Consider the following 23,202-nt stretch of genomic DNA (forward strand, 5'->3'; position numbering starts at 1 on the left):
TGGAGGCTATGCCAACTTTTGAAATGAGCAGTTAAAAAGGAGCCTCCAACTTGGAGACTCCTTACGTCACTATTCCCTATGAAGCTGCCTGAGCAGAATCCTCATCCTCAGCATCAGCAACCTGATTCTTTGCTGCAATAACCTCAACAACTACTTGATCAGCGTTTGTGGTTACATTAACTTTCTTATTCTTTGAAATAGCAAGATCTGCAACCGTTACAGTATCACCAAGTCTCAGTGAGCTACAGTCTATTTCAATCTTCTCAACTACATCTTCGGCCTTTGCTTTGTAAGCCACCTCTGATACTAGCTGCTCTAAAACACCTTCTGTAACAGCTTCCTTGTTTTCAAGAACAACCTCTGCTGTTGCATGGATAACCTCGCCTTTAACAAGCTCCTGGAAATCCATCTCTACAATCTGATGCTTGGCTGCATCATAATGTAGCTCCTTAAGTAACACATTGTACTTCTTTCCTTCCAAATCAAGGGTCATTTGAGTGTGTCCACTCTTTCTTAAGCTTTCAGCCTCTTTAACCTCGAACTGGAGTGGGATTGATTGTTCGATATCCTTACCGAACAGGTTACCTGTAACGTAGCCTTCTCTTCTCAACCTCTTTGCTTTCTTTTCCATGTCACGTCTTTGTACTCTGTAAGTATCCATTTGTCTCTTCCTCCTAAAATACAAATATTTGAGCAGGGAAATTTGCGGAATGTCGATATTCAATTGGCGTTTCGTATTTTCTCGTGTTCGACTATGTTATAGTCCTCTTCTTTAAAATAGTCAAGTCTAATATTCGAGTATTTACGGATGGCATCTACCACATGGATTATAGCCATAATTAATCAGTTCTTCCCTTAATCCATGGTATGACTGCTTATTTTTATCTTTGATATCAGCGACTGATTTGCAATCTACCTTAAATCTTTAGCTTACAAAAAATCATATTGGTTCTTGTATTAAGACTAATAACACGATTAGTCACTCTTTAATTGCTTCTTAAATAGCCCTTAAACAGCGAATTTACGCTATTTAAAGACTACTTAGTCAAACAGGGGACGAGAGAATCGAACTATATATCTCCATCTCCTAGATTGTGTTAATTGTTGATTTTATGGGCTTTACAAGATTTTTCTGAAAACTGTAAATCAGTGACTTCAGTGACTTTTGTAATTTAAATGCCTTTCAAAGCCGCTCGAACCTGTTCTCTCTTGTTTGCCCTGCTCTTATTTGAATAATAGTAAATCTTTCTTGTGGTAGAAATATCTTTGTGTCCCATCTGCTCTGCCACAATACTGTCATCTACATTATTATCAATAAGAGTTGTTCCATATGTTTTTCTAATTTTGTGAGTAGATCTTGGTGGAATACCTACTTTCTCACACACTCTGGTCAATCTATGATTGAATGTACCAGAACGGATTCGCTTACCTTCGTTCTCGAAAAGAAATGTTCCTTGTGGATTAAGCTCCTTTATGGCTCTTAATGTATTTTGAGCCTCTGCAGGTAAAAAAATTTCTCTGTAGCCAGCTTCAGTTTTTGGTACTTCAGCAACTTCCAACCTCCACTTGCCATCGTCATCTCTGTACTTTACCTCAGTTCGCCTTATCAGAATACTATCCTCAGTAGTATCCTCAAATCTTAAGGCTGCTATCTCACCTATTCTGGCTCCTGTTTCAAACTGTAGCTTTAATCCCAGGTTCCATATATCTTGATTGTACTTCAAATAGGTAAGAATACATTCCACTTCATCTTCATTGAAGACCTCTTTATCTCTATCTTTGTACTTTCTTTCAAATATACTGTTGGAAAGCATTAAGTCACCGAAAAAATTCGTGATACTTAAATCAGTATATCCGGCCCTTTTGCCATATCTGAAAATACCTTTTAATAGAGTAACAAGCCCTGAATATGATTTTCTTGTAAGCTTGTTATTATAGATGGTTCTTTTAATAAAGTGTTCTAAGTCTTCCTCTGTGATGTAGCAGAATTCTTTCTTGGTAATACTTAAATCCTTCGAAAAAAATCTTTTGTAATCATTTACATATCGATCATAGGATTGACGCCTTATTTCTCCATACTGGATTTTTTCATTTATCCACTGTTCAAAAACATCATTGATACGAACTATATTGACCACATGTTTATAATGCTTTGCCAGATAACTAATCAATTCTCTTTGGGTCTTGCGCCGTCGTATCTTAACATTCCCCTCCTCATCTCTTATGTGAGTACACCATAGACCTTTTTCATTTTTCCATATCGCATAGCTGTGGTATTTTTCAACAATCTCGTTGTTTTTCATTTCTTCCACAGCTAATTCAATGGCATCCATATCAATAATACCTGTGGAAGCAGCATATGACAATAATACGTCTCGCCTCATCTGCGATACCTGCCCCTATGGTTTTTATGGAAAGTAAGATCTAACTGTATCTCCAGGCAACGTCTTACTTTTGTATTCATGGTGCGATTATCAATCCTACCCATATACGTTAACAATCTATTCTTGTCTACAGTGGTAATCTGCTCACATAGTATTACAGACTTTCTTTTTATCCCCCCTATATTACATATCAATACATGTGTCGGAAGATTTTTGTGAATCTTGGTTGTTATAGGGGCAACAGTGACTGTTGGCGCATATTTATTCCCTTTATCATTTTGTAGTATCACCACTGGTCTAACACCAATTTGTTCTGAACCAAATCTATCATCTAAATCAGCTAAATAAACATCTCCTCTTTTTATCCGCATCAGTGATTATCCTCCCTTCCTTCTCTTATAGTTAATGCATTCATCAGGCGGCTGCAGCACAGCTCCATAGGCTCTACCCTCCCCGCGGTTCTCGCCAGGCCGCTCCCATTTTGATAATTGTGGCTAAGCGGAAGTATCATTATCCCTGTACCCATCATGGCCAGATTGGTGCTACCAATTTTCCAGTGAGGCTATATCGCGCAAGGCGAACCTATGAGGCTCCGGTATACAGGAACGTACCTGATGAATGCTATTAAGTTGTCAATGTGCAAATGTCCGACAAAAATGTCTTTCACTTATATGCACTGGGAAAGAGTTTTTGTTACCCCTATTTTGAAAAATTTTTTATTTTTTCTAGAGTAGACGTAACAGACTTAAATACATTCTTATAACTAACACCTTCTCTTTCAGCTATTTCTCGCAATGTAAGACCCTCAAAAAATAAAGTCTGATTCTTCTTTGTTGAACTGCTGTAAGCGAATCTATCGCTTCCTTTAATCTTCCTATCTCTTCACTATAAACTGCATCCTCTTCAGTCATTAGGCTAGAATAAAATGAAAATACACTTTCACTAATGCCTTCCTGATATCCAGTATAAATACTATTTCGAGTCACACACATATCATGCTTATGCTCATTCCTATGAAACTCCTAAATATGATTGTAAATCTGAAAGTGAGCCCTCGTAGGCTCAGTTTCAGATTAGCATTTATAGATTGGGATGTTCAAAAATTCTAAAGTCGTGGATATATCCATACATAAGTCTCCCGCCCATGCATCTCCACCCACCGAACTAGAAGAAAGAGGCACACAAAAAAGACGAAGCAAAACAGAATATCTCTTTCTAGATACTATTTTGCCCCGCCTTTCAACACTCTTTGATGTTCATAGCCGTTCCACAAACTCTTGCTAGCTGCCTGCACTCATTCTGCTATCTTAACAACTAACTCATATATTATTCCTTATGAGAAGGTAAGCAAAAATGAATCGGATTCTACAGCTGATGAAGTGCCCTTAAGATTCCTCAGAAATGAGAATTAGTTACACTCTCTTATGTAATTATAAAAAATGTAAAAAGAGGAAAGGTACCTAAGTATGCCGATAAAAGAAATATTCAGGTATTTATACAAAAATGCACTGTTAAGCTCATTTTAGAAGCACTTACCTAAGTACCTATTGAATCTTCATATTTCAATATAAACTTTTCCAACATGTCAATATTTTTTTTATATTCACTGCCATCTATCGTAATTAGGTTTAGAGAACGTATCATCATAATATCTTGATACAATTCTGCATAATCAGGGAATTCTTTTATCGTCTTTCCAATCTCATCTAATTCTAGTTTGAGCATTTTGTTTATCGAATCAATAGTTTCCGGTATGGAATACTTTGAGGTAACAAATAATGCCTCATTTATCTGAACCAATTGACTAGCTATATAGATAACACTTGCTATGGCTCCATTTTCCATATATGCAGGTGGCACAATAGTGTTTTGCCTATCTGCGCCGATTACATATTTATGTAACTGTTCAACATCTTTTGCCAACGTAAAACTATTAATTGGAATATTAATAAATAGAAAATCTTTGTATTTATCATCAGAAATAGCAAAACATATTTTTCTAATTCTATTGAATAAATATCCTCTTTCTGCAGAAATAGTACCACAATTGCCTACTAATTTTTGCACTTCATAGTATATTTTTTCTATTAATATATCGCTCTCACTCATATTAACATGAAGAACAATAGTTTCTTCTATAAACTCTATTTCTTGGACTTCTGTATAATCACCTATCTCTTTCTTCAAATAATCATCAATGGATTGCTTATTCTTCTTAAAAGATTCGTATGCGTCATATACAATATTATTTTCATGACGATAACCATTCAAGTAAATCCACTTTGTCAGAGCAACAATTTTTTCGAGGACAATTAGTTCTTTTTCCTCATTAACCTCACAATCATAAGCAGCAAAAAAGCTTTTATTTGCCTCCAAAAACTGATAGTACAATTCGTACGACGAAACTATATTAAAAAATTGAAGTCTACAATACTCTTTAGGATCCTTATTATTTGCAAGTCCCTCCATCATACTGTATAACCCATTTATATAATTATTAACACCACTGAAAAACTTATTACAAGCATCTCCAATCCACAGTCTATCGCTATCGGCTTTTCCTAGTGTTTCGCTTTGTTCATTTTCATCTGCACTCTCTTTCAGGCTACTGACTTTCAGATTATCTGCATCATTACTAATTCCAAATTTATCTCTAGCACACTTAGGAATACTAAAATCTCTACCTTTATTTAGCTCCGCTTGTATTTGGTTGATTTGCTTTGGATCAAAGGTTCCTTTTCGGTAGAATTTTCCCAATTGACGTAACAATTCTTCAAACAAATCTATAATCTTATTTCGATAGGAATTGATATTATCAAAAACATCTTTCCAATCATCGAGAGAATTCTCATACTCCTGCATTCTATGGCATATACCATTCAATTCTGTAATCCACTTATCAGGCAAATTTTCTTTAGGAATGTGTTTTTCAGTGTCTGGAATATTAATATCTAAAATTTTAGTCCCTAAAAGAGTTACATTATACCTTTCCAATTGAGGATACAAACATGAAAGCATATTAATTGCATACATACATTTTTCATTGTATCCAAAATCCTTTATAGCTCTATTTGCTTTAGATTCAGGATAATAATTTGGAACTACCTCTGCAAAGATTTCATTATCTTTTATATATAGAGAAACAATATTAGCATCACTTAATAATGTCTTTTCATATTTATTCTTTATTTCGTCGGCCTTTGAGTATAATCCTTGAGATATAAGTCCTTTTACAAGTCCTAATAATCCCATATAATCCTTTGGTTCCTTGACATCAATTTCCGAACTGATACTAATTGATACACCTAGTTTATTTGCCCAAAATAAAATGTAACCTAAGCTACGAGTATTTACGGTCTTCTTTTCTACAAATTCAATGATAGAATTTGCGATATTTTCTAAAAATCTTTTTGGATATTCATACTCTAGGAATCTCGTTGTTTGCCTATTAATCAATGAGTTAACTTCATCAATTATCCCAGGTCTTTTTTTATCATAAATTTTAAGTAAGTCGCTCGTTGTTTGCCGAGTATCGAAAAATCCAGTAATATCGCATAAGGCAATCATCACATAATTATTTGTAAAAATACGATTTCCTTCTTCAATTACCTTTTTATTTACCGACAAGTAATCTGTTATAGAAAGCCACAGCAGACCTCTAAGAATATCCTCAACAACAGATATGTCCTCAAATGATATATTAGAAAACTCGTCAACAACCTCTTCACTTACTTTATTTTTACTGAAGTATTCCAATAACAAATATATTGTACTATTATCGATAACAGACAAAGTCAAAAGCAATGCTTGCAAATAATTAAAACCAAATTTTCCCTCTAAACACTTTATTATCAAATGAGCCCTAACAGAGTGAAGACACTTTATTCTTTCTCCATTGTCTGAGATTTTTACAAAAAACTCTTTTTCAAATTGCTGAAGTAACTTGCTAGCATTTTTTAACTTAATTTTTTCAAACAGCACATCTAGTTTTATAGATAAGTCATACTGACCAGCAATTGCGATAACCGCTAATACATTAAACCACTCTCTTTCATCAATTTCACTGCCAATCCGTGTTATTTGATTATTTATTTTCGCTTCTAATGTCATTGAATGATTAATCAAATAAATAAACTCTAGCAATGGTCCTCCATTACCAAATGTTTTCCAAAGATTGTCAAATGAAATAAAAGTATTCTGTTCGTATTGAGAATAGATTTCTCTTGCCTCGTCTTCATATAGTTCCAGCGATATTTCTTCATAGCTGACACTTCCACGACTAATATTACTTGAATTATAATCATCTTCACGTATAGTAACTAATAAACGAGCATCCGGGAGATGCATGGAAATAGCATTTAAGATTATTCCCCAAAATGTATCACCAGGCTGAACATCATAATACAGTACATATTCTCTATCCTCTAATTCTCTTTTGAGGAAATTAAGTATTGCCCATATCGAATTTTCATTAGTCAGCTTCTGAATACATATAATCTGCTCCTCAGCATACCGTTCTAGCAAGTATCGATATGCTAAACTAGTTTTTCCTTGACCTGAAGCACCTCTTATTAAGACGATATTCGATTTTTCAAAGTTAATTTCAACTTGTTCTATCCACTTATTCCTTATTACATCTAGTCTTTTTCTAATATGCTCAGGTCTAGCACTAATTCCTTCTCGATATTCATTTTGAAGTTTTTCTAGCGAAACCTTCTTGGATCCCAAAACATCTATTGTTACTAAATGGCTCATGTACAAATCAGAGTTTTTAACAATATCTGATATAACATCATTCTGTACTAATACATCTTCATCTACGCCAAGTTTAACTAAAAGTGAAATAATAACATCAACCGATGCGCCACACACAGCATTGTAAGATACACTCTTATTCAAAACATTTGTTTCAATACCGCATAATTTTACATTTTTTCCATTTATCTGATAAACACCACTACCAGAATAGCCATCCACCGTTTCTTTTTCGCAGATATCAATTGAGCCGAGCTTCTCATTAAGAGTCACAAACAGTTTGCCTGGAAGAATATCATTAACTTTCCCTTCTAGCATATATGAATGAGTATCCTTGGAATCTTGCAGAACATGAGGAAATCCGTACATCTTAACCCTTTGTTCTATAAACGGATAAACCAATCTCAATTCCGAAAATATAAATTGAGATTCTATTATTAACGCTGCCAAATCATTCTCTATATCAAATGAGCTTTTTATTACTTTAAAATCAATTTTCTTCTCATGTCCTTTGTCAATTATATTTATAAATAAATCTTCGCTTGAAAAAGACTCCTCATTGATAATATGATACGCAGTTAAGACGATTATCTTATCATTAGTTCTAAACGCAACTCCAGAACCGTAATTATCACAATATGTAATTTTAACCCCATAATTCATTAAAGGATTATAATGATTCTCCACTTACATCAATCTCCATGTTTCCTATATTTTTAAACTGCATACCGTATTTTTGATATTCGTCACTAGTGAATATCTCAGTATATGGTTCATAATTACAATAAAAAGTTACCGGTTCCAATGCATTTTCTACTATACGCGCCAGGCATTCCTTCGTAGGCAATCCCTTCCAATTAGTCGAAATCAAATAATTCCTGCAATCCAAAATTCTAATCAATGAACCGCTAGTGCTATGAGAACTTCCATGATGTGAGACCTTGACAAAATCTACATGTAAGGGGGTATTCTCGCAATATCCTCTTCTTCTCAATTCGCGCTCAACTTCAGATGATTTTGCATCACCCAAACATAAAATACTATGATTATTATCTGAGACCAAAACGGCAACGCTACTCGCATTAGCCTTAGTTACTGAAGATTCATCAAAAGTTCTCTTTAATAAATCCTCTACAGAATACCCATAATCATTTTTTCTTGCAGCTGTTTTCAAGTCAGCGACTTCATCTTCTATAACTTGATACTCATCAGAAGACAAAAATTCATCCAGGCACTCTTCGCTTGGTGATATTACTTCCAAACACCATTGATCAGCCTGTTTCTTCATCCCTGAAATAATCGGTGCCACTAGTGGTATATTCTTAATCTTTAAATACTCATAAAGTTCTTTTCCTTGCTTACACGAAGTAAGGCACGAATTATCCTCGACATATAATCGCTTCTTCTCATTCGACACAGATCTTTCTATTTTCTCTCCGTAGTTAAACCACATCTCGGATAAATATTCATCATTAATTTTCTCATCCTTAATAAGTGATAAAAAGCCGCTAATATGATCATTATCCATATGCGTCAAAATAGCTAAGTCAACCGGTCCATTCTTGTCTTTCCAATCACAAACATCATTTTTCAAAATGTATCTGCATTCTTTTCCCATTCCTCCATCGATAATTACCATCCCCGGAGTACAACCATCAAATTTGATTTCAAGACAATCACCAGCTAGTGCTGGTAACATTTTTAACTTCACTTACAATATCCACCTCTTTTTATAGCCCATACTGCTTCAAAATATTAATATCTTTATTGATATCCTTAGGTTTTATTGTTGAAAGTACCTTTTTCTCAACCTCAGGAGTCCAATAAATTTTAAGTTTCTTTTGTGCCCTTGTTATAGCAGTATAAAAAATGTTGTGAGTTATTAATTCATCAACCTCATCTGTAATAACAATCTTTACTGAACTATATTCCAAGCCTTGAGCTTTATGAATTGAAACTGCATATGCAACCTGAAATGGAATAACATCACATGCTGAATTGTCATCATCCTCATCTGTACTCTTTAACTTATTAACATAGAATCTGATTACAGAGTTTTCTGCATCAGGATATTCATCATCAACAAGCATAAAATCAGCTCCGAAAGCGTCCATACCGTCGATGACTTTCTCAAGTTCTACATCAAAAACAATTCTTTCCTGCGGTTCATCTTCATCAACTATTTCAATACTTCTTATTTTCCCCTTCATATTATTGTATACTCCGGTTCCAAACCGCTCATTCTCATTAAAAAGAATAGGATCTCCAACCTTAAAACGTTGAATTCCCCATTCAATTGGCGCATTCGGATTACTCTCTTGTAAGAATCTATTGATGTTATTTATGCCATAAAGGCCATCATAGTTTAAACAAAGAATAATCTCATCATCTTCAGCAGCATCGAAAATTGACGCATCTAACGTTACGGAGTAATCTTTACGGATAATAGCCTCTAGAATCCTATCATCCATTGCTCGTACTCTTTCCCATAAAGTTAATAATCCCGTATCGTTTGTTCTATAAGGTTTGGTTAATTCAAATACTGCAGTTTCTGGTATAAACGCCTTGGCCACACTAAACCAATTGCCAAATCTTATAGAAGAAATCTGATATGTATCCCCGACCAAAATAAGTATTTTGAATTGAGTCTTTTGCAATACTTGCCACATATCTTTGTTGCTAACTGTACTGCACTCATCAATAATCAAAACATCATATTCCGTTCTTATATTTGACCTTTTAACAAATTTGGCTATTGTCATGTACTCACTATCAGCAGCTGTTACTTTTCTTTTTAGATTATCGACAGCCGGATTTGTTTGTGCCAAAAACAATTTTGAATTAGCTGCAAAATAATGAGAAAGATGGTTTATTAAAGTTGATTTTCCCGTTCCGGCAGAACCATAAATAAGTGCTACACATGATTGATCAAACATGTGTAACATAGCTTCTTTCTTCTCGTCACAATCCACTCCATTATTAGGATCTTGTAACCAGACAGCCATCTTGTTTGAATAATTCTGTATCCCTGAAATAGTAAAAGCTTTCAAATGAGAAATAATGTTTACCGTATCATTCTTGTATCCATTAATGAAAATCTGGCCTTTTTCAATAACCAACTTTCCTGATTCAAAATGACCTGGCCATAATTTGTCATTATATGTATCTACCAACTGCGGAATGTTTTCAAATCCATCCAATTCCTTCAATGAAGTAAATAATTTCCCTTCTATCTCCGTCTTGTTATGAACAAACCTAGCCAACAACTCATGCTGATGATTCTTCACCGGTATGCATTTATAAATATCCGACAAGCGAGATGTATGTCGCATCGGAAAACTGATAAAAGGCATTTTATCAAAAGGAATACATCCATTCTGCAGATACAGATTCGAAAGATAATTATTACTTGAGCCACCTCTTTGATCTTTTATAAACACATTATTCATGTGCAGCAAAATGTATCTAAGAATATTAGCACCCGGCCTATCTCTTTTGATTATTTCTCGGCTCTTATCTAACGCATCCATAAAAGGAAATGCTCTAGCTGACTCAAGAATCGTATTTTTTGCCGCTCTATACTTTTGATCTGAAAAACATACAAGCTCAACCAAATTAAACCCAGTGTATGTTAAAAAGCTTAAGAGATTTAGTTTTTCACTTTTTCCTGCATCCTTATGCTGACCAGATACAACAGAGATAAAATTCTTAAACTCACAATCACGAATAGAAACCGACCAATTTGTGACAATTAAAACCGGCATTGTCATTCCAAGTATTTCGATATTATCTTCAACACAAGTGAGTCTTACGGCATAATCATCCGAAATATCATATTCCGAAAAAGCAATAATTCTGTTTGACTTATTTACATAATCATTTGCTGGCGTAAATGTTATTTCGTAGTATATCTCTCCCTCGACAAAGAAAGGCTTCTTTTTCAACATATAGTAACGTTCCGATTTACCATATCTGACACCATTATATGTTTTTATCTTTACAGCAATCTTTTCATAATACTCTTGAAGTGTTTCATCTAAATCAATTGGAAAATCTTCGAGATTAGCAAGTATTTCCAAAGAATACTTATCATGAAGAAACTTCCTTAGTTTTAACAAATACTCATAGTATTTGAGCATTAATCGCTCTGAGTTTTCCTCATCCATAGTATAATGAGATGCAACAATCTGAAGAAAATCATGAAAGCGTCTTATATCCTTGTACTTACCCTGAGCTTCTACATATTCTATAGCCTTGCAAATGTTGTCATAATCATCAGGAATATCATTGCCTCTAGCATAGATTTTAAGCATAATATGCTCTACAAAATTCCTTAGCTGCGCTAAAATGTCTTGAGAAACCATACCTCGTGTTTCACCATTTGCTTCAGCTATATGCCTGCATATATTTCTGTTAATAACCAATATCTGCTTATCGATATTTGAAGTCCCCACTATTAATCCCCCTTAATATCCAATAACCGCTATCCGCTCTATAAGTCGACAGCCTTTATCTACTCCACTACCAAAATAAAACCTACACCAACTAACCTCCCCCTTTATCTCACGCGTTTAAATTCCCCTTTAACCTTATTTCCGTCGTAAACAAGTACAGCTTCTGATCTGCTAACTTCTGTAACTGTATAATCATTGTTAGATATTTCTTCCCCTGCATCTGTCAACCACACCAATTCTAAATTTTTCTTTGTAAGGTATTTATCAAGCAAATCCTTTCTCACTGCAATTGTATTATCACCCTGAGTAAGGCTCAAATCAATCGCTGCCACTTCACCTATATCATCACACAACAGTCCATCATACTCATACATCTTCAAATTATGAAACTTCACAAAATCACTACATGGTACTTTTACTCCAATACTCTCTTCCATACTCCCATCATACCCAACTTCCCAGAGGATTTCTGACGAGGCATGACATATCTGACCTATATCAGCAAATCCATGAATATCAGACGTATCCACATACTCAATGCCAATCACTTCGGAACTACTAGCTCCCCTCGGAAATTCTCTTATAAATACTTCATAGCAAGGAGCATGCCAGGTAATGTCAGTTCTAATTATGCTCTCGCCTTCTTGCAAACAATTCTCAAAATACTTTCTTTGCTCACAGCTCATAAAGAAGGCGTAATACCATTTCCATTGTATCAAATGATTTTCACTGCCACTATCAATTTGCGTAAATGTCTTCAAGCAAACCCATTCCTCGTTTTTGTCATCTTTCAATATCAGTATCGAAGGTAATCCATTTAATTCTGGTAATTTCATTTGCCTTAGCTTGAGCGCATTTAAAGTTGGTTCAAAATCCCTAACACCAATCTGCCACGGTCCATCGTATTCCATAGGCTCATCATCCCAATAAGTTTTCATCTGATAGTGGTCAGTCAGCCTTGCCAAGACATTATACATTGTTATCCATTGATACTTCTTGCCGATTCGTTCTGTTTTAATAGTTTCATGACGATTGTGATACTCAAGATTTCCATCAAATTCTTCAAAGAGTTCAGCAGAAAATCCTATATCATTGATGATGTAATGCATAGAATAATTAAACACCATCCTATCATCTACTCCCTTAAAGCGATGAATTGCTCTCTGATACACATATCTGCCAAAATCCCCATAAAATCCCATACCATCAAAACACATAGAATGATATAGCCTAGCGATACATTTACCTTCTGAATCTTTGCGTATCCAGTCAATCTGTTGTATAGGCATCGAATTATAAGGTGGTCTGATTTTCCTACAATCAATTCGACCAATGTAATCTTTATTCTCCTCCAAGAACAGCTCGATAATCTGACGTGCGTAATCTCTAAGCAATATATCAGGATATACCATTTCACAATTGAAAATAGTTTCATATATATACTCAGCTAATTCCTTATATCCTTCCCTGTCAGTAGCTTTATAGCAAACTCCATACACAATTCCATAAAGTCTTGAGATAACATATGGATCATCTACCGATTCAAATTTCATCAGTATCCATTGGCATAGGGAAAAATTGTCTTTTAAAATTTCAACCAACGCTTTTGAAGTGTAATCTCTAAGACGCCTATTTGAAGAAGTCAAAATCCAACCGAATAATAATAGCAACAATTTTAACTGTCTTTCATCATCTAGCGCTAAAGCTTCACCTCGGTTATACATAAGCACTAACTGGCCTAATTTGTTATTTTCCGAGATTTCCATCCCATTAATATAGATTGTCCAAATACTATCGCGCTTTGACAAATTATATCCTAACAATAGCTTGTGTAAAAACAATGCATTTAGCGGATTTCCAACCTTTATGCTATTACCGATTAACATTTCAAACAAATCACTAATGTAGCATTTATATCTCTTAAGTAGATTAACTACAGTTTTAGCATCAACAGTCTTATCCTCTCTCCATTGAAGAGATTTCACATACTTACTAAAGACTTGCACCCGCGAATTTTCATCACTAATCAAATCAATGATATCTATACATTCCTCTCCATATTTCTTTGCATATAATGCACATATATATACAAATCCATCGATATTCTGCGGGTTAGAAATTTTGCCATCCATTACCCCAAGGAAATTGTCTACTAAATATGGTTTTAATTCGTTTTTCCCTGTTTTGTTGAAAATGTATTCTGCGGGATAGTAATCATTCATTTGATCATACGAAAAGAAGTATATATCCTCCCCATGCCATGTCTGTGCACTATGCAGAAATCGCTCCCGTTGTAGGGCACTGATAAAAATCGCAGGTGTCACTCCATACGCTTTCCAATAATTAAATTCTAACAATTCACTTTTAGTTAAGCTGCGTACCCCTGTAGATACAATTTTTGAAGCGTACTCGATAACAAAAGGTGATAGCACATCATCACTTTCTCCAAAACCTTTTTCTACAAATTCCTTACAGGAACCAATGAGCTTTTGATTTGTTTGCCGAATCAATCTTTTGTACAAGACAGGTAAACTAGCATTTCCGTCTTGGTATGTTTTGCAGTACAATGTTAAAAACAACGGATTCGTCAATTCATATGAAAAATAATCTGTTGGGGAAAATGGAATATTGTAGTACTTTAAAAAATCCTGCACCGCCTCAAGACCGTTTTCAATAAAACCTCTATGATAAACTACAGGAATATCTTCTACGTCAATTCTTTTTATAATTGAAGTCGGAAGCAATTCTTTCTCGTACTCTGGCCTATAGCTGATTACTAGTTTAACCCAGTTTGTTTGTTCTATTATCTTAATAACATTTGATATCCCAGATTGCCAAAGTTTTCTATGCCATGTTTCATTAAGCGCATCAATAAAAACAGGAACAACACAACTATTCTTCTCCCCAATTACTTCCAATAAATCAATTAATTCAGAAAATGAATAGTCCAAATTCAAGTTGGCCATTATCTGACTGTTAATGGGATCATTAGTATAAAATAGCCCCGCTAGAACTAGCAAAGCCTCTCTGTTTTGTGATAATAACTCAGCTGTCTTGTTTGCCAGTAGTTGAGACTTTCCCATTCCTGCCTCACCCATCAATATCAAAATCTGTTTTTCAAATAGCTCTTTTTCTATATCATTAACGGTCAGAAAACTAGGCAACGCTATTAACGCTTGAATTTTCTGAGTATCGCGTTGTTGTTCTTCTAACAACTTTAATTCATCTTCTAGTCTTGACGTAAATTGCGATAAGTTCTCTTTAACTATCTGTTCCCAATCATAAGATTCTTCAATTGTCTCATTATCTATGTCACGAAGATTTTTCACTTCATCAATTAACGCAGATAAATATGCTTCATGACCATAGGTATTGCATTTCAAATCTTTGATGTGCTCCAATAAATCAGTTTTCTTATTATTTATACAACATATTCCTGCGCTGTCTTTAACGAAAAGAGATATATACTTCTCATACGCTGTTGCAACATTAAATTCATGATTAAACCTTTCACCAAGAATTTCATACTGTAACTCAGCTTGATTACGAAACCATTCTAAATTAAGATGATGATTTCCAAAGTAATATCTACCCAAGTCTGGATTCTTGCGAACCAAATCTAAAATAGCACTATCAGTAATGATGACCATTTCTATGTTGCCATTCGTCAAAAGTCTCTTTGTCTCTATTAATGTTTTAGCTGAATTATTTAAAGATTTATTACAGAACAGATATACACAATCAATCTTTCCCGCATAATACTTCACAATCTCTTTTGCAGACTTTAAGATTTGATCATACTTTGTGCTCCCCTCAAAATACTTAGCCTGAAATCCAACATACCTATCCGTTTTCCCGTCATAAACTGGTTCAGTTTCCAGTCCTGGATTGTTAGGATTAGAATTTAGATATGTCTTTTTTAGATTCTCTGATAGAAATTCTCTTTGAAAGAGCTGACGACATAAATCCTCAAACTTAAACTTTACTCCCCTACTGTCCTGATTATAATATTCAAAACTAACCCAGTTTATCTGATTCATTCCTTAACCCCCAAAGATAATTCGTATTTGTTTTTCATACTTAGTAAGACTATCTATGCAATTACATTTCCTTTAGTCCAAAACAAACAGTCCTGTTACCTCTAAAAGCATTTTCCTATAAAGTTCTTAACTATTTGATAATTATTCACTTCAAATACTGTTCACATATATCCACAATTATCAACAAAATCCATCGGAGTCACATACTAGAGCTTTAATCTGTCGTATCTTCTACCGTAGAATAAATACAAAACACTTCTATTAGAACCTATATGCAGTTGTTATATTTCAATTGTACAACAGTAAGAGATAGACTTTCACATATCGGTGTATCTGCATACTATATAAATATCGTTTACATCGAAAATATCATCTATCATTAGTTGCCTTTCATGACAGATATGACTTGCGATAATACAAAAGTAACAATTCCATTCGAAAATGTTAGTTTAGCTCCATGCATTTCAGGAATTACATCAAGTAAAACAAAATATTGTTTCTGTGACAGTAGTTTTCCATCATGACATAGTTGAGGCAGTTCACATCCTTGCTTACTAAGTCGAACTGTCCAATTATAAAAGATTTATGGTCAGATGCCATGTTGGCAACACCAATCATCATCGCTAAGACCACTTTTTCTTGCCTCCATGACCAAAAGAAAATGTTCACTAACAGGGTTTTTGATTTTCTCTTTGATAGGTATTTCATAATATAATTGGATTGAAATAAAATCAACTCGTTCAATCCTATTAATGATTATAAAAAATGAAAGAATACCTATTAAATCCTCCGGATTATTAGGTGCTTATGTAATAATTTTGTAATGGCGTCAGACCACAATGTTCCTTTGTTCATTTATAACAATATTGTGATAGTTTCAACACCAGTAACAAACATCGTATATTTTATTGATACATACCTCTTCCAACAATACAATCTATAATTTCATTTTTACTAGCTTCCTTTCCCATATCTTCATATTTTTTTTGTATTTCTTTTATTTTATCCATTAATTCCTTGTTCGTTTCTTGCCGGACTGTTTCTTTCCTTTCTTCTTTTTGCTTACGAAGTATTTCTTTTTGTTTTAAAAAATCATCAAATTCCTTTTGATCAAATTCAGGTTTTCTACTAAATAAACTTCCTAGATTTTTATGAAAAAATGAATAATATTGCTTATCAGTACTTGTAATTTCTTCATGCCATTCAGTATTTAAATCTGCAACATATCTTGCGTATTCTCTGAATATTTCGTCATTCTTATAGTTGCTTATCGTGAGTAAAATATAATAATAAATTTTTTCATCCCAATCTCCCTCTAACATGTCCGATATCATCGCTTTTTGTACACGATATATATATTCCTCTGCATTATCATCTAAAGCACAAGTATTTATATTATTTTCTCGTTTTTTATCACAAACAACCATCTGTAACTTTTCATGAAATTCTTGATATGATATTTCGGCCGACGCAAAAAGATTAATAAATATTTGATTGTATTCATCTTTAATAATATGGCCAGTCTTTTGAAATTGATCTATGTATGCATCTAAAGTAGGGCGCGAAACACCTATAGCATTTGCAAATTCACTCTGAGTGACATTCATTCTTTTCAACGTATTCTTAATCATTTGCATATAAAATCTCCAGTAAACAAAAAGCAGCCACACATAGTATCAATGCGTGGCTGTCAAATCGTACATAAAATCTATCTTGCTGGAACTAAATCAGCGCTGTCAACATAAAATGGCTCGTCGTTGGTATAATGGTTACAACTAGAGCAGAGCGGTGTAATGTACCATTCAGCACCACCATTAACCTTCTTAACATGACCGCCAACTTCAGCTCTAAAATTGCAATTCAAACATGCACAATTGCTAAATCTACGACCAGTTTTACGTGTCCAATACTCTTCCCATGAAGAGTATCCACTTGGTGGTAAATGGTCAGCTGTTCCTTTAAGATTTTTGACCAATACTTTCATCTTTGTTCTCCCTTCTTTATATACTCGATAAAAAGAAGGCACTTGACAAGTCTCACGAATCCACGCATAATAGCAATTGAGAGGTTACGTATTTACGTAGCTAGAGGACTGTCAAAGGTCCTCTTTTTTTATCTGTAAGAAAATCATAACACGCTGCAGTCTCTTTGTAAATTCTCAAACTTTTACATTTTTACATTTTTTACATTGTGCAATTATTATAATACCATTACACCAATTGTAATATTTTCGTAATGTGGTCAGACTAACTATTAAGAGTCAAGCAAAATAATCAATTTCAATAAACAAATTTTGCAAGACTATTTTTAAGCGTTATCTCAATAAAATTGCATCGCAATCAGAGCATCTGCTCAGATGCTCTGCCTTAATTCAAATATGTATTTTTTAGGCTGTGATGTACTGCTGACCGGATGTTTCTAATGCATAGATTAGTCTCACTAGTTTTTTGGTCGCATGCGAGATTGCAACGTTATAATGCTTACCCTCAGCCCGTTTTTTATTCAAGTATGCCCTAAATCTAGGATCATACATGCACACGAGTTTAGTTGCATTAAACAGTGCATATCGCAAATACCTTGAGCCTCTTTTCTCCATATGTGAATAGCATGAATCCAGTTTTCCAGACTGATAGGTGCTCGGAGATAAAGGAGGCGTCCATTTTGTTCTTGATTGAATTCAATACTTTGAAAAATCTCTGTAAATATGGAACTTCTATGATAATTTAGATTTATGATGGATGTAGTCAGTCCTACCACACCTTTTGTAACCCCTAAATAGGATGGAAAATAAATGTTTCAAAACCCGCCTTACTACTAAACTACTTTATCAACGTGTCCTCAATGTAAATCTTACCATTCTGATCATATATTTTTACTTTGCGAACTTTAACAATTGTCTGATTTGCAATATACATATCATTTGATCTATAAAAGAATGATTCAGGATAACAATCTGAATATACAGATGGAACAGCTGTTGCTATACATAAATGATTGTATCCTGCCCCTTTTCTTTCAAACAGAATAAAGTCCGACTTTAATGTTGATCCTATCTTTGATGGATTAAAATTAACAATTGCCTCAGTATATGACAATGATAATAAGTTATCCTTAGAGAAATTATTATAACGTTCCTCAATATCACAAAACTTTTGACTTGCTCGGACAGAGCTATCTGTCAAAATCTTTTGTTGCTTAATTTTCTGTGTTATATATTTAGCACTTACAACCTTATCATTTGGATCGTTAAAACGTCGAATAATAGGCATATCTGTCAACTTATGTAGCCCTATCAAATGAGGAAATGCTGATAATTCAAGCTTGACAGACAAATTGATGCCATTATCCAATTCATACTCAACCCTATAATTTGCTATTTGCTTATAATCAAGCAATTTATCATAAAGCAGATTCATTGTTTCTCCCATAAAAAATGCTCCTGACAAACGTCAGAAGCATTTCAAATTCAAGTATGGTTCTTTGTTTTTCGGAATCCACCTATTCGGAGTAAGTGAACCAAACTCACATTAGAACCTCAGTACACGAATCCGACACATCGCATACCTCTCTGGTTACTATTATAATACATCTATTTTCAAAGAAAATCAACCCTATTAGTACGGTGTACAATGTACAATATATTAGTCCAACAACTGTATATTATTGTATCACATATTTTATAAAATCTATATATAAATAATCATATTTATAGCATTAGAATGTTAGAAAATACTATATAGTCAAATACAACAATCATTTTCGTATCTCTATCCTAAAATATCAAGTGTTTGAATTTTCCTTGTGTAATAGAATTATGATTAATAATTTCAACTCTCGTCACTTTGCTGTACTAAAAATAGGCACAAACAAAAATTAAACAAGTGCACCCATTCCACAATAAGATGCTATATCATGTAGTACACATCTTTGAAGCTTTAAGAGCTATAAACCCTTATGATGAATACTATTAAAATGTATACATGCAAACGTTCGATAAAAATTTCTACCACTTATATACCCTAGACAAAAGTTTTTTACCCCTCATGAGAAAAATTTTTAATTTTTTCTAAAGCAGCCTTAACAGACTTAAAAACATTTTTTTGACTAACGCCTTCTATTTCAGCTATTTCTCGAAATGTAAGCCCCTCAAAAAAATATAGTCTAATCCTTCTTCGCTGGACTGCCGTAAGTGAATCTAACTTTTCTATCATCCTGCCTATCTCTTCACTATAAATAGCCTCCTCTTCCGTCATCAGACAAGAAAAAAATGAAAATAAGCTTTCGCTAACACCTTCCTCGTAGCTCGAAGGAATAGTATTACGTTTCTCTCGCATATCATGCTTATGCTCATTCCTATGAAACTCCTTAATTACATTACCCTGTTCAACTGGTAACACAATATATGGCCAGTACTTCTTCAATTCTTCCTCAAATCGTTCCTTTATCACTTCCTCCGATAAATCTGAAATCACAGCCCACTTAACTCCTCCTTGTATTCCTGGATATTCAATCTCCAAATTTATAAGTTCATATTCCTTATTCTCATTTTTTGTATTCATTTTTAACCTCCGAATTTTGAAAAATTAATAAGTTCCAAAATCCAAAGGTCACGGGTATCGTCCTACATAGGTCTCCCACTCATACATCCTTCAGTACTCTCAGAGCCACAGAAGGGAGCTGCGAAAGAACAACTAAAAAAGACGAAGCAAAACAGAATATCTACCTCTAGATACTTCCTTCTGTTTTGCCCCGCCTTTCAACACTCTTTGATGTTCATAGCCGTGCCACAAACTCTTGCTACTCATGTGCAAACCTTGCAGCTCTTACGACCACTTCGTTGCTATCAAAAATAACTCATTCTATTCGATTAATTTGGCCCCAATTATTTTCTTACCTTACTAATAACACTCAAAATGGTGTATTCCTCCACAGTAACTATAATTTTATATAACGACTTACATTTGGAACATTCCAACTCCGCAACACCATTGAACATCCGCAATAAAGTCTTTCCACAATATGGACAATACACTTTATTTTCTACCATCTGATTCATATCATAAACATTTTTCCTTCTACAGATGTTATCCATACCATCTTCCGTTCTTGTGGTTTTTCCCATTACTCATTTCCTCCGATTTTCATAACAATATTATCGTTCTCCCCTATATTATAAAAAAATCAAGGTAGCCGTAACCACCTTGATTTTCGTATTACCTCCAATATTAAGTTTATATAAAACCTATATATTAAATCTAATACCTTTAGTTGTTGTCATATCATTCCAGCCAACCTTTTTAGCAGTTAACATTTTTTCATAATTCTTCTATATCATTATATAATGGGTATTCTTATATAATATTATTCTTATTTTTTATAAAAGAATGGTTCCATCTGCTGAAGCCTCTACATCTCCCCAATGCTTTTTAAAATGATTCTCTTCTCCATTTCTTTCAAAACAATCAAAAAGCATTTGTATAATTTCTTTCTTATTTTTTCCATTTAATTCAGCTTCAACATCATCTATTGAATGAGAATTAACATTAAATAACTTATAAGCTCCATCAACTTTTTTGCAAAAAGCAATCTTTGATATACCATTAAATTTAGTATATGTTTCGATGATTCTTCTTATCGGATTCAATAATAAATCTGGTGAAACCTCATCTAACATAAACAATTGTTTTAAATCGCACCACAAAGACTCATAGCTAGTTTTAAAATCATCATTTACGTTTTCTATTCTTGTAAAAATAGTCTTTGAGCCATTAAAAACAAATCTATAATATCTATCTTTATCATATTTGTGATTATATGTTACATTCAAGTAAAAATGCTTATTATGAGTAAGTAGGACAAAACTATCGGTTTTCCTAAGGTTGTTCATTAAGTTTTGTAGTTCTTCAATAATAACATATTGCATTCCATCGTCATTTGAATTCATTGGATCATCAAATACTATTACACGAGGCTTATCTAAATTAGTTTCTTTTATTTCATCTAATTTTCCAATAAAATAAAGAAAGGCTATGATATTTTTTTCTCCAGTAGATAACTCTGTTATTTCTCGCTCTCTACCAGTACTAGTGTCTTTCACCCTGTAAAATCCCTTTGACTCTTCATCATCAACATGAACTAACTCAAATGAAATCATATGGCTTAATTTTTTATTAATTGTTTCTGCCAACAATGTCTCATTCTTTGTTTGACTATATAATTCAAGTAAATCATTCTGAATACGATTTATCTGCTCTTTCAAGCCACCATATCCCTCTATTTTCTGTTCCTCATCGAAAAATTCCCTTTCATATTTTTCTTTATCAGCTTTAGCAATATTTAGCTCTGCATAAGCGACATCATATTCAAAATTATCAAGAGCCATCTTTACATAATGCTTCCGCAACTTTTCACTTGCTTCTTTCTTTTTCTCTAGCAAATCATTTTCATTATTATTTTTCAATACATCATCATAATTAAATTTAACATTTTCAAGTCCAATTGGAATACTAAGACTTTTTAGTTCTATTGACTCAAACAAATACTTTTGTTTCTCTGTTAAGTGATTATATAAAGCTGTCAAAAATGGAATAATTTCTTTTTTCCTATCTTCCAATTCTTGCTTAATATCTTTTAACCTATTATGAAAAGATGGATAAAATCTAGTAATATCAATTTGCAAGCCAGCTACACTACGGCTTAGCGTTTCTATCTCCTTGAGCTTATCAGCTATTTCATTTTGAAAACTTTTAACTTCACTTACTGAAAAATACCTTTCCAATTCATCGAATGTATCATTCTTAATTGGATTTCCACAAAAAGCACAGACATCATCATGAGAATGTATCTTCAAACCTAGTTTTGCAAACTCTCTTTTATCTGGATTATTTTCTAAGCGTTCTATCTTAATCTTTTCCGTAACTCTTTTAGAAAGTATTTTTTCAACTTCTTGATACAATTTTGTGCAATCAACATCTGGAAACTCTATAATGGGTGCTACCTTATCTTCAGATTTTATAGTAGCAACTAATTCATCAATCTGTTCTCTATCCAGCATCTTTGCTTCAGGTATATCTCTTTGAAATAGTTTCTTATTATATGAACCATCCACAATTTGAGGATTTCTCATTTTCTTTATTTCAGAGGCCGCTCTCGTATAAAAATCTTCGATTTGTTTTTCTTTTTTTGCATATGTATCTTGAGCATCTTTTCTTCTAGACCAATAATTTGTATTTTCGTCATCTGGCTGTTGCAAGGTGCTCCAGATACTATCTATTTTTCCATTCAATGCATCTATTTCTATCTTTTTGGCAGCTATTTCTTTATTAATTGATGCATTCTCCGTTCCTAATACCACGGCATTAAGGCGTCTATTTTCATCTATAATATTGGTAAATCCCTGAAATATAGAGACCTCATATTCTGATGACAATTTCTTTTTTATTTCATTTGTTAGCGTAGATTTCCCTGTTCCATTTTTTCCATATATAAATGTTATTTTCTTATCTAGTTCCAATTTATCAGCATCAAATATTTCTACATTGCTCAAGTCTATATTCATTTTTTTACCCC

14 protein-coding genes and 1 pseudogene are annotated in these 23,202 nt (G+C 33.6%); all 15 read right to left on the bottom strand.

Annotation, left to right across the window (positions count from 1 at the left end; all coding sequences use genetic code 11):
- Window positions 1–76: 76 nt before the first annotated feature.
- The 15 genes and pseudogenes from BMZ41_RS09590 to BMZ41_RS09660 all read right to left on the bottom strand — a co-directional run bounded on the left by BMZ41_RS09590 (window position 77) and on the right by BMZ41_RS09660 (window position 23,191).
- Window positions 77–661 carry a 50S ribosomal protein L25 gene (locus tag BMZ41_RS09590; protein WP_090167745.1) on the bottom strand — a complete coding sequence of 195 codons (585 nt, stop codon included), beginning with the start codon at window positions 659–661 and terminating at the stop codon, window positions 77–79.
- Window positions 662–1,172: 511 nt separating this feature from the next.
- On the bottom strand, window positions 1,173–2,384 hold the full coding sequence (locus BMZ41_RS09595; RefSeq protein WP_090529028.1) for a tyrosine-type recombinase/integrase: 1,212 nt from the start codon (window positions 2,382–2,384) through the stop codon (window positions 1,173–1,175).
- Complete coding sequence (locus BMZ41_RS09600; RefSeq protein WP_090529031.1) at window positions 2,381–2,755, bottom strand: type II toxin-antitoxin system PemK/MazF family toxin; 375 nt, start codon at window positions 2,753–2,755, stop codon at window positions 2,381–2,383. The genes BMZ41_RS09595 and BMZ41_RS09600 overlap by 4 nt, the downstream gene beginning before the upstream one ends.
- Before the next feature lie 1,165 nt (window positions 2,756–3,920).
- Window positions 3,921–7,826 (bottom strand): serine protease, encoded by a 3,906-nt coding sequence (locus BMZ41_RS09610; protein WP_090529038.1) that lies wholly within the window; start codon window positions 7,824–7,826, stop codon window positions 3,921–3,923.
- Window positions 7,810–8,850 carry an MBL fold metallo-hydrolase gene (locus BMZ41_RS09615; protein WP_090529040.1) on the bottom strand — a complete coding sequence of 347 codons (1,041 nt, stop codon included), beginning with the start codon at window positions 8,848–8,850 and terminating at the stop codon, window positions 7,810–7,812. Before BMZ41_RS09615 ends, BMZ41_RS09610 begins: the two co-directional genes overlap by 17 nt.
- A 19-nt stretch (window positions 8,851–8,869) precedes the next feature.
- Window positions 8,870–11,593, bottom strand: a complete 2,724-nt coding sequence (locus BMZ41_RS09620) for an ATP-dependent DNA helicase (protein WP_242942043.1) — start codon at window positions 11,591–11,593, stop codon at window positions 8,870–8,872.
- A gap of 104 nt (window positions 11,594–11,697) precedes the next feature.
- Window positions 11,698–15,633: an NACHT domain-containing protein gene (locus BMZ41_RS09625; RefSeq protein ID WP_090529044.1), complete on the bottom strand. Its 3,936-nt coding sequence runs from the start codon at window positions 15,631–15,633 to the stop codon at window positions 11,698–11,700.
- 471 nt (window positions 15,634–16,104) lie between these two features.
- Window positions 16,105–16,266 carry a hypothetical protein gene (locus BMZ41_RS15645; RefSeq protein WP_177184201.1) on the bottom strand — a complete coding sequence of 54 codons (162 nt, stop codon included), beginning with the start codon at window positions 16,264–16,266 and terminating at the stop codon, window positions 16,105–16,107.
- A gap of 272 nt (window positions 16,267–16,538) precedes the next feature.
- A complete protein-coding gene (locus BMZ41_RS09630; protein ID WP_090529047.1) occupies window positions 16,539–17,270 on the bottom strand; it encodes a hypothetical protein in 732 nt (243 codons plus the stop codon).
- Between the two features lie 71 nt (window positions 17,271–17,341).
- Window positions 17,342–17,617 carry a hypothetical protein gene (locus BMZ41_RS09635; protein WP_090529050.1) on the bottom strand — a complete coding sequence of 92 codons (276 nt, stop codon included), beginning with the start codon at window positions 17,615–17,617 and terminating at the stop codon, window positions 17,342–17,344.
- A gap of 402 nt (window positions 17,618–18,019) precedes the next feature.
- A pseudogene (locus BMZ41_RS09640) lies at window positions 18,020–18,280 on the bottom strand (transposase); the annotation flags it as partial.
- Between the two features lie 172 nt (window positions 18,281–18,452).
- Entirely contained in the window at window positions 18,453–19,061 is a 609-nt protein-coding gene (locus BMZ41_RS09645; protein ID WP_090529053.1) for a PBECR4 domain-containing protein, read from the bottom strand.
- A 606-nt stretch (window positions 19,062–19,667) separates the two neighbouring features.
- Window positions 19,668–20,192, bottom strand: coding sequence for an RNA polymerase sigma factor (locus BMZ41_RS09650; RefSeq protein ID WP_090529056.1), 525 nt, complete (start codon window positions 20,190–20,192; stop codon window positions 19,668–19,670).
- 323 nt (window positions 20,193–20,515) lie between these two features.
- On the bottom strand, window positions 20,516–20,755 hold the full coding sequence (locus tag BMZ41_RS09655) for a hypothetical protein (RefSeq protein WP_090529059.1): 240 nt from the start codon (window positions 20,753–20,755) through the stop codon (window positions 20,516–20,518).
- 252 nt (window positions 20,756–21,007) lie between these two features.
- Window positions 21,008–23,191, bottom strand: a complete 2,184-nt coding sequence (locus BMZ41_RS09660; protein ID WP_090529062.1) for an AAA family ATPase — start codon at window positions 23,189–23,191, stop codon at window positions 21,008–21,010.
- Window positions 23,192–23,202: the final 11 nt, after the last annotated feature.

It is taken from the genome of Pseudobutyrivibrio sp. UC1225, from assembly GCF_900115215.1.
In the GTDB taxonomy this organism is placed as follows: domain Bacteria; phylum Bacillota; class Clostridia; order Lachnospirales; family Lachnospiraceae; genus Pseudobutyrivibrio.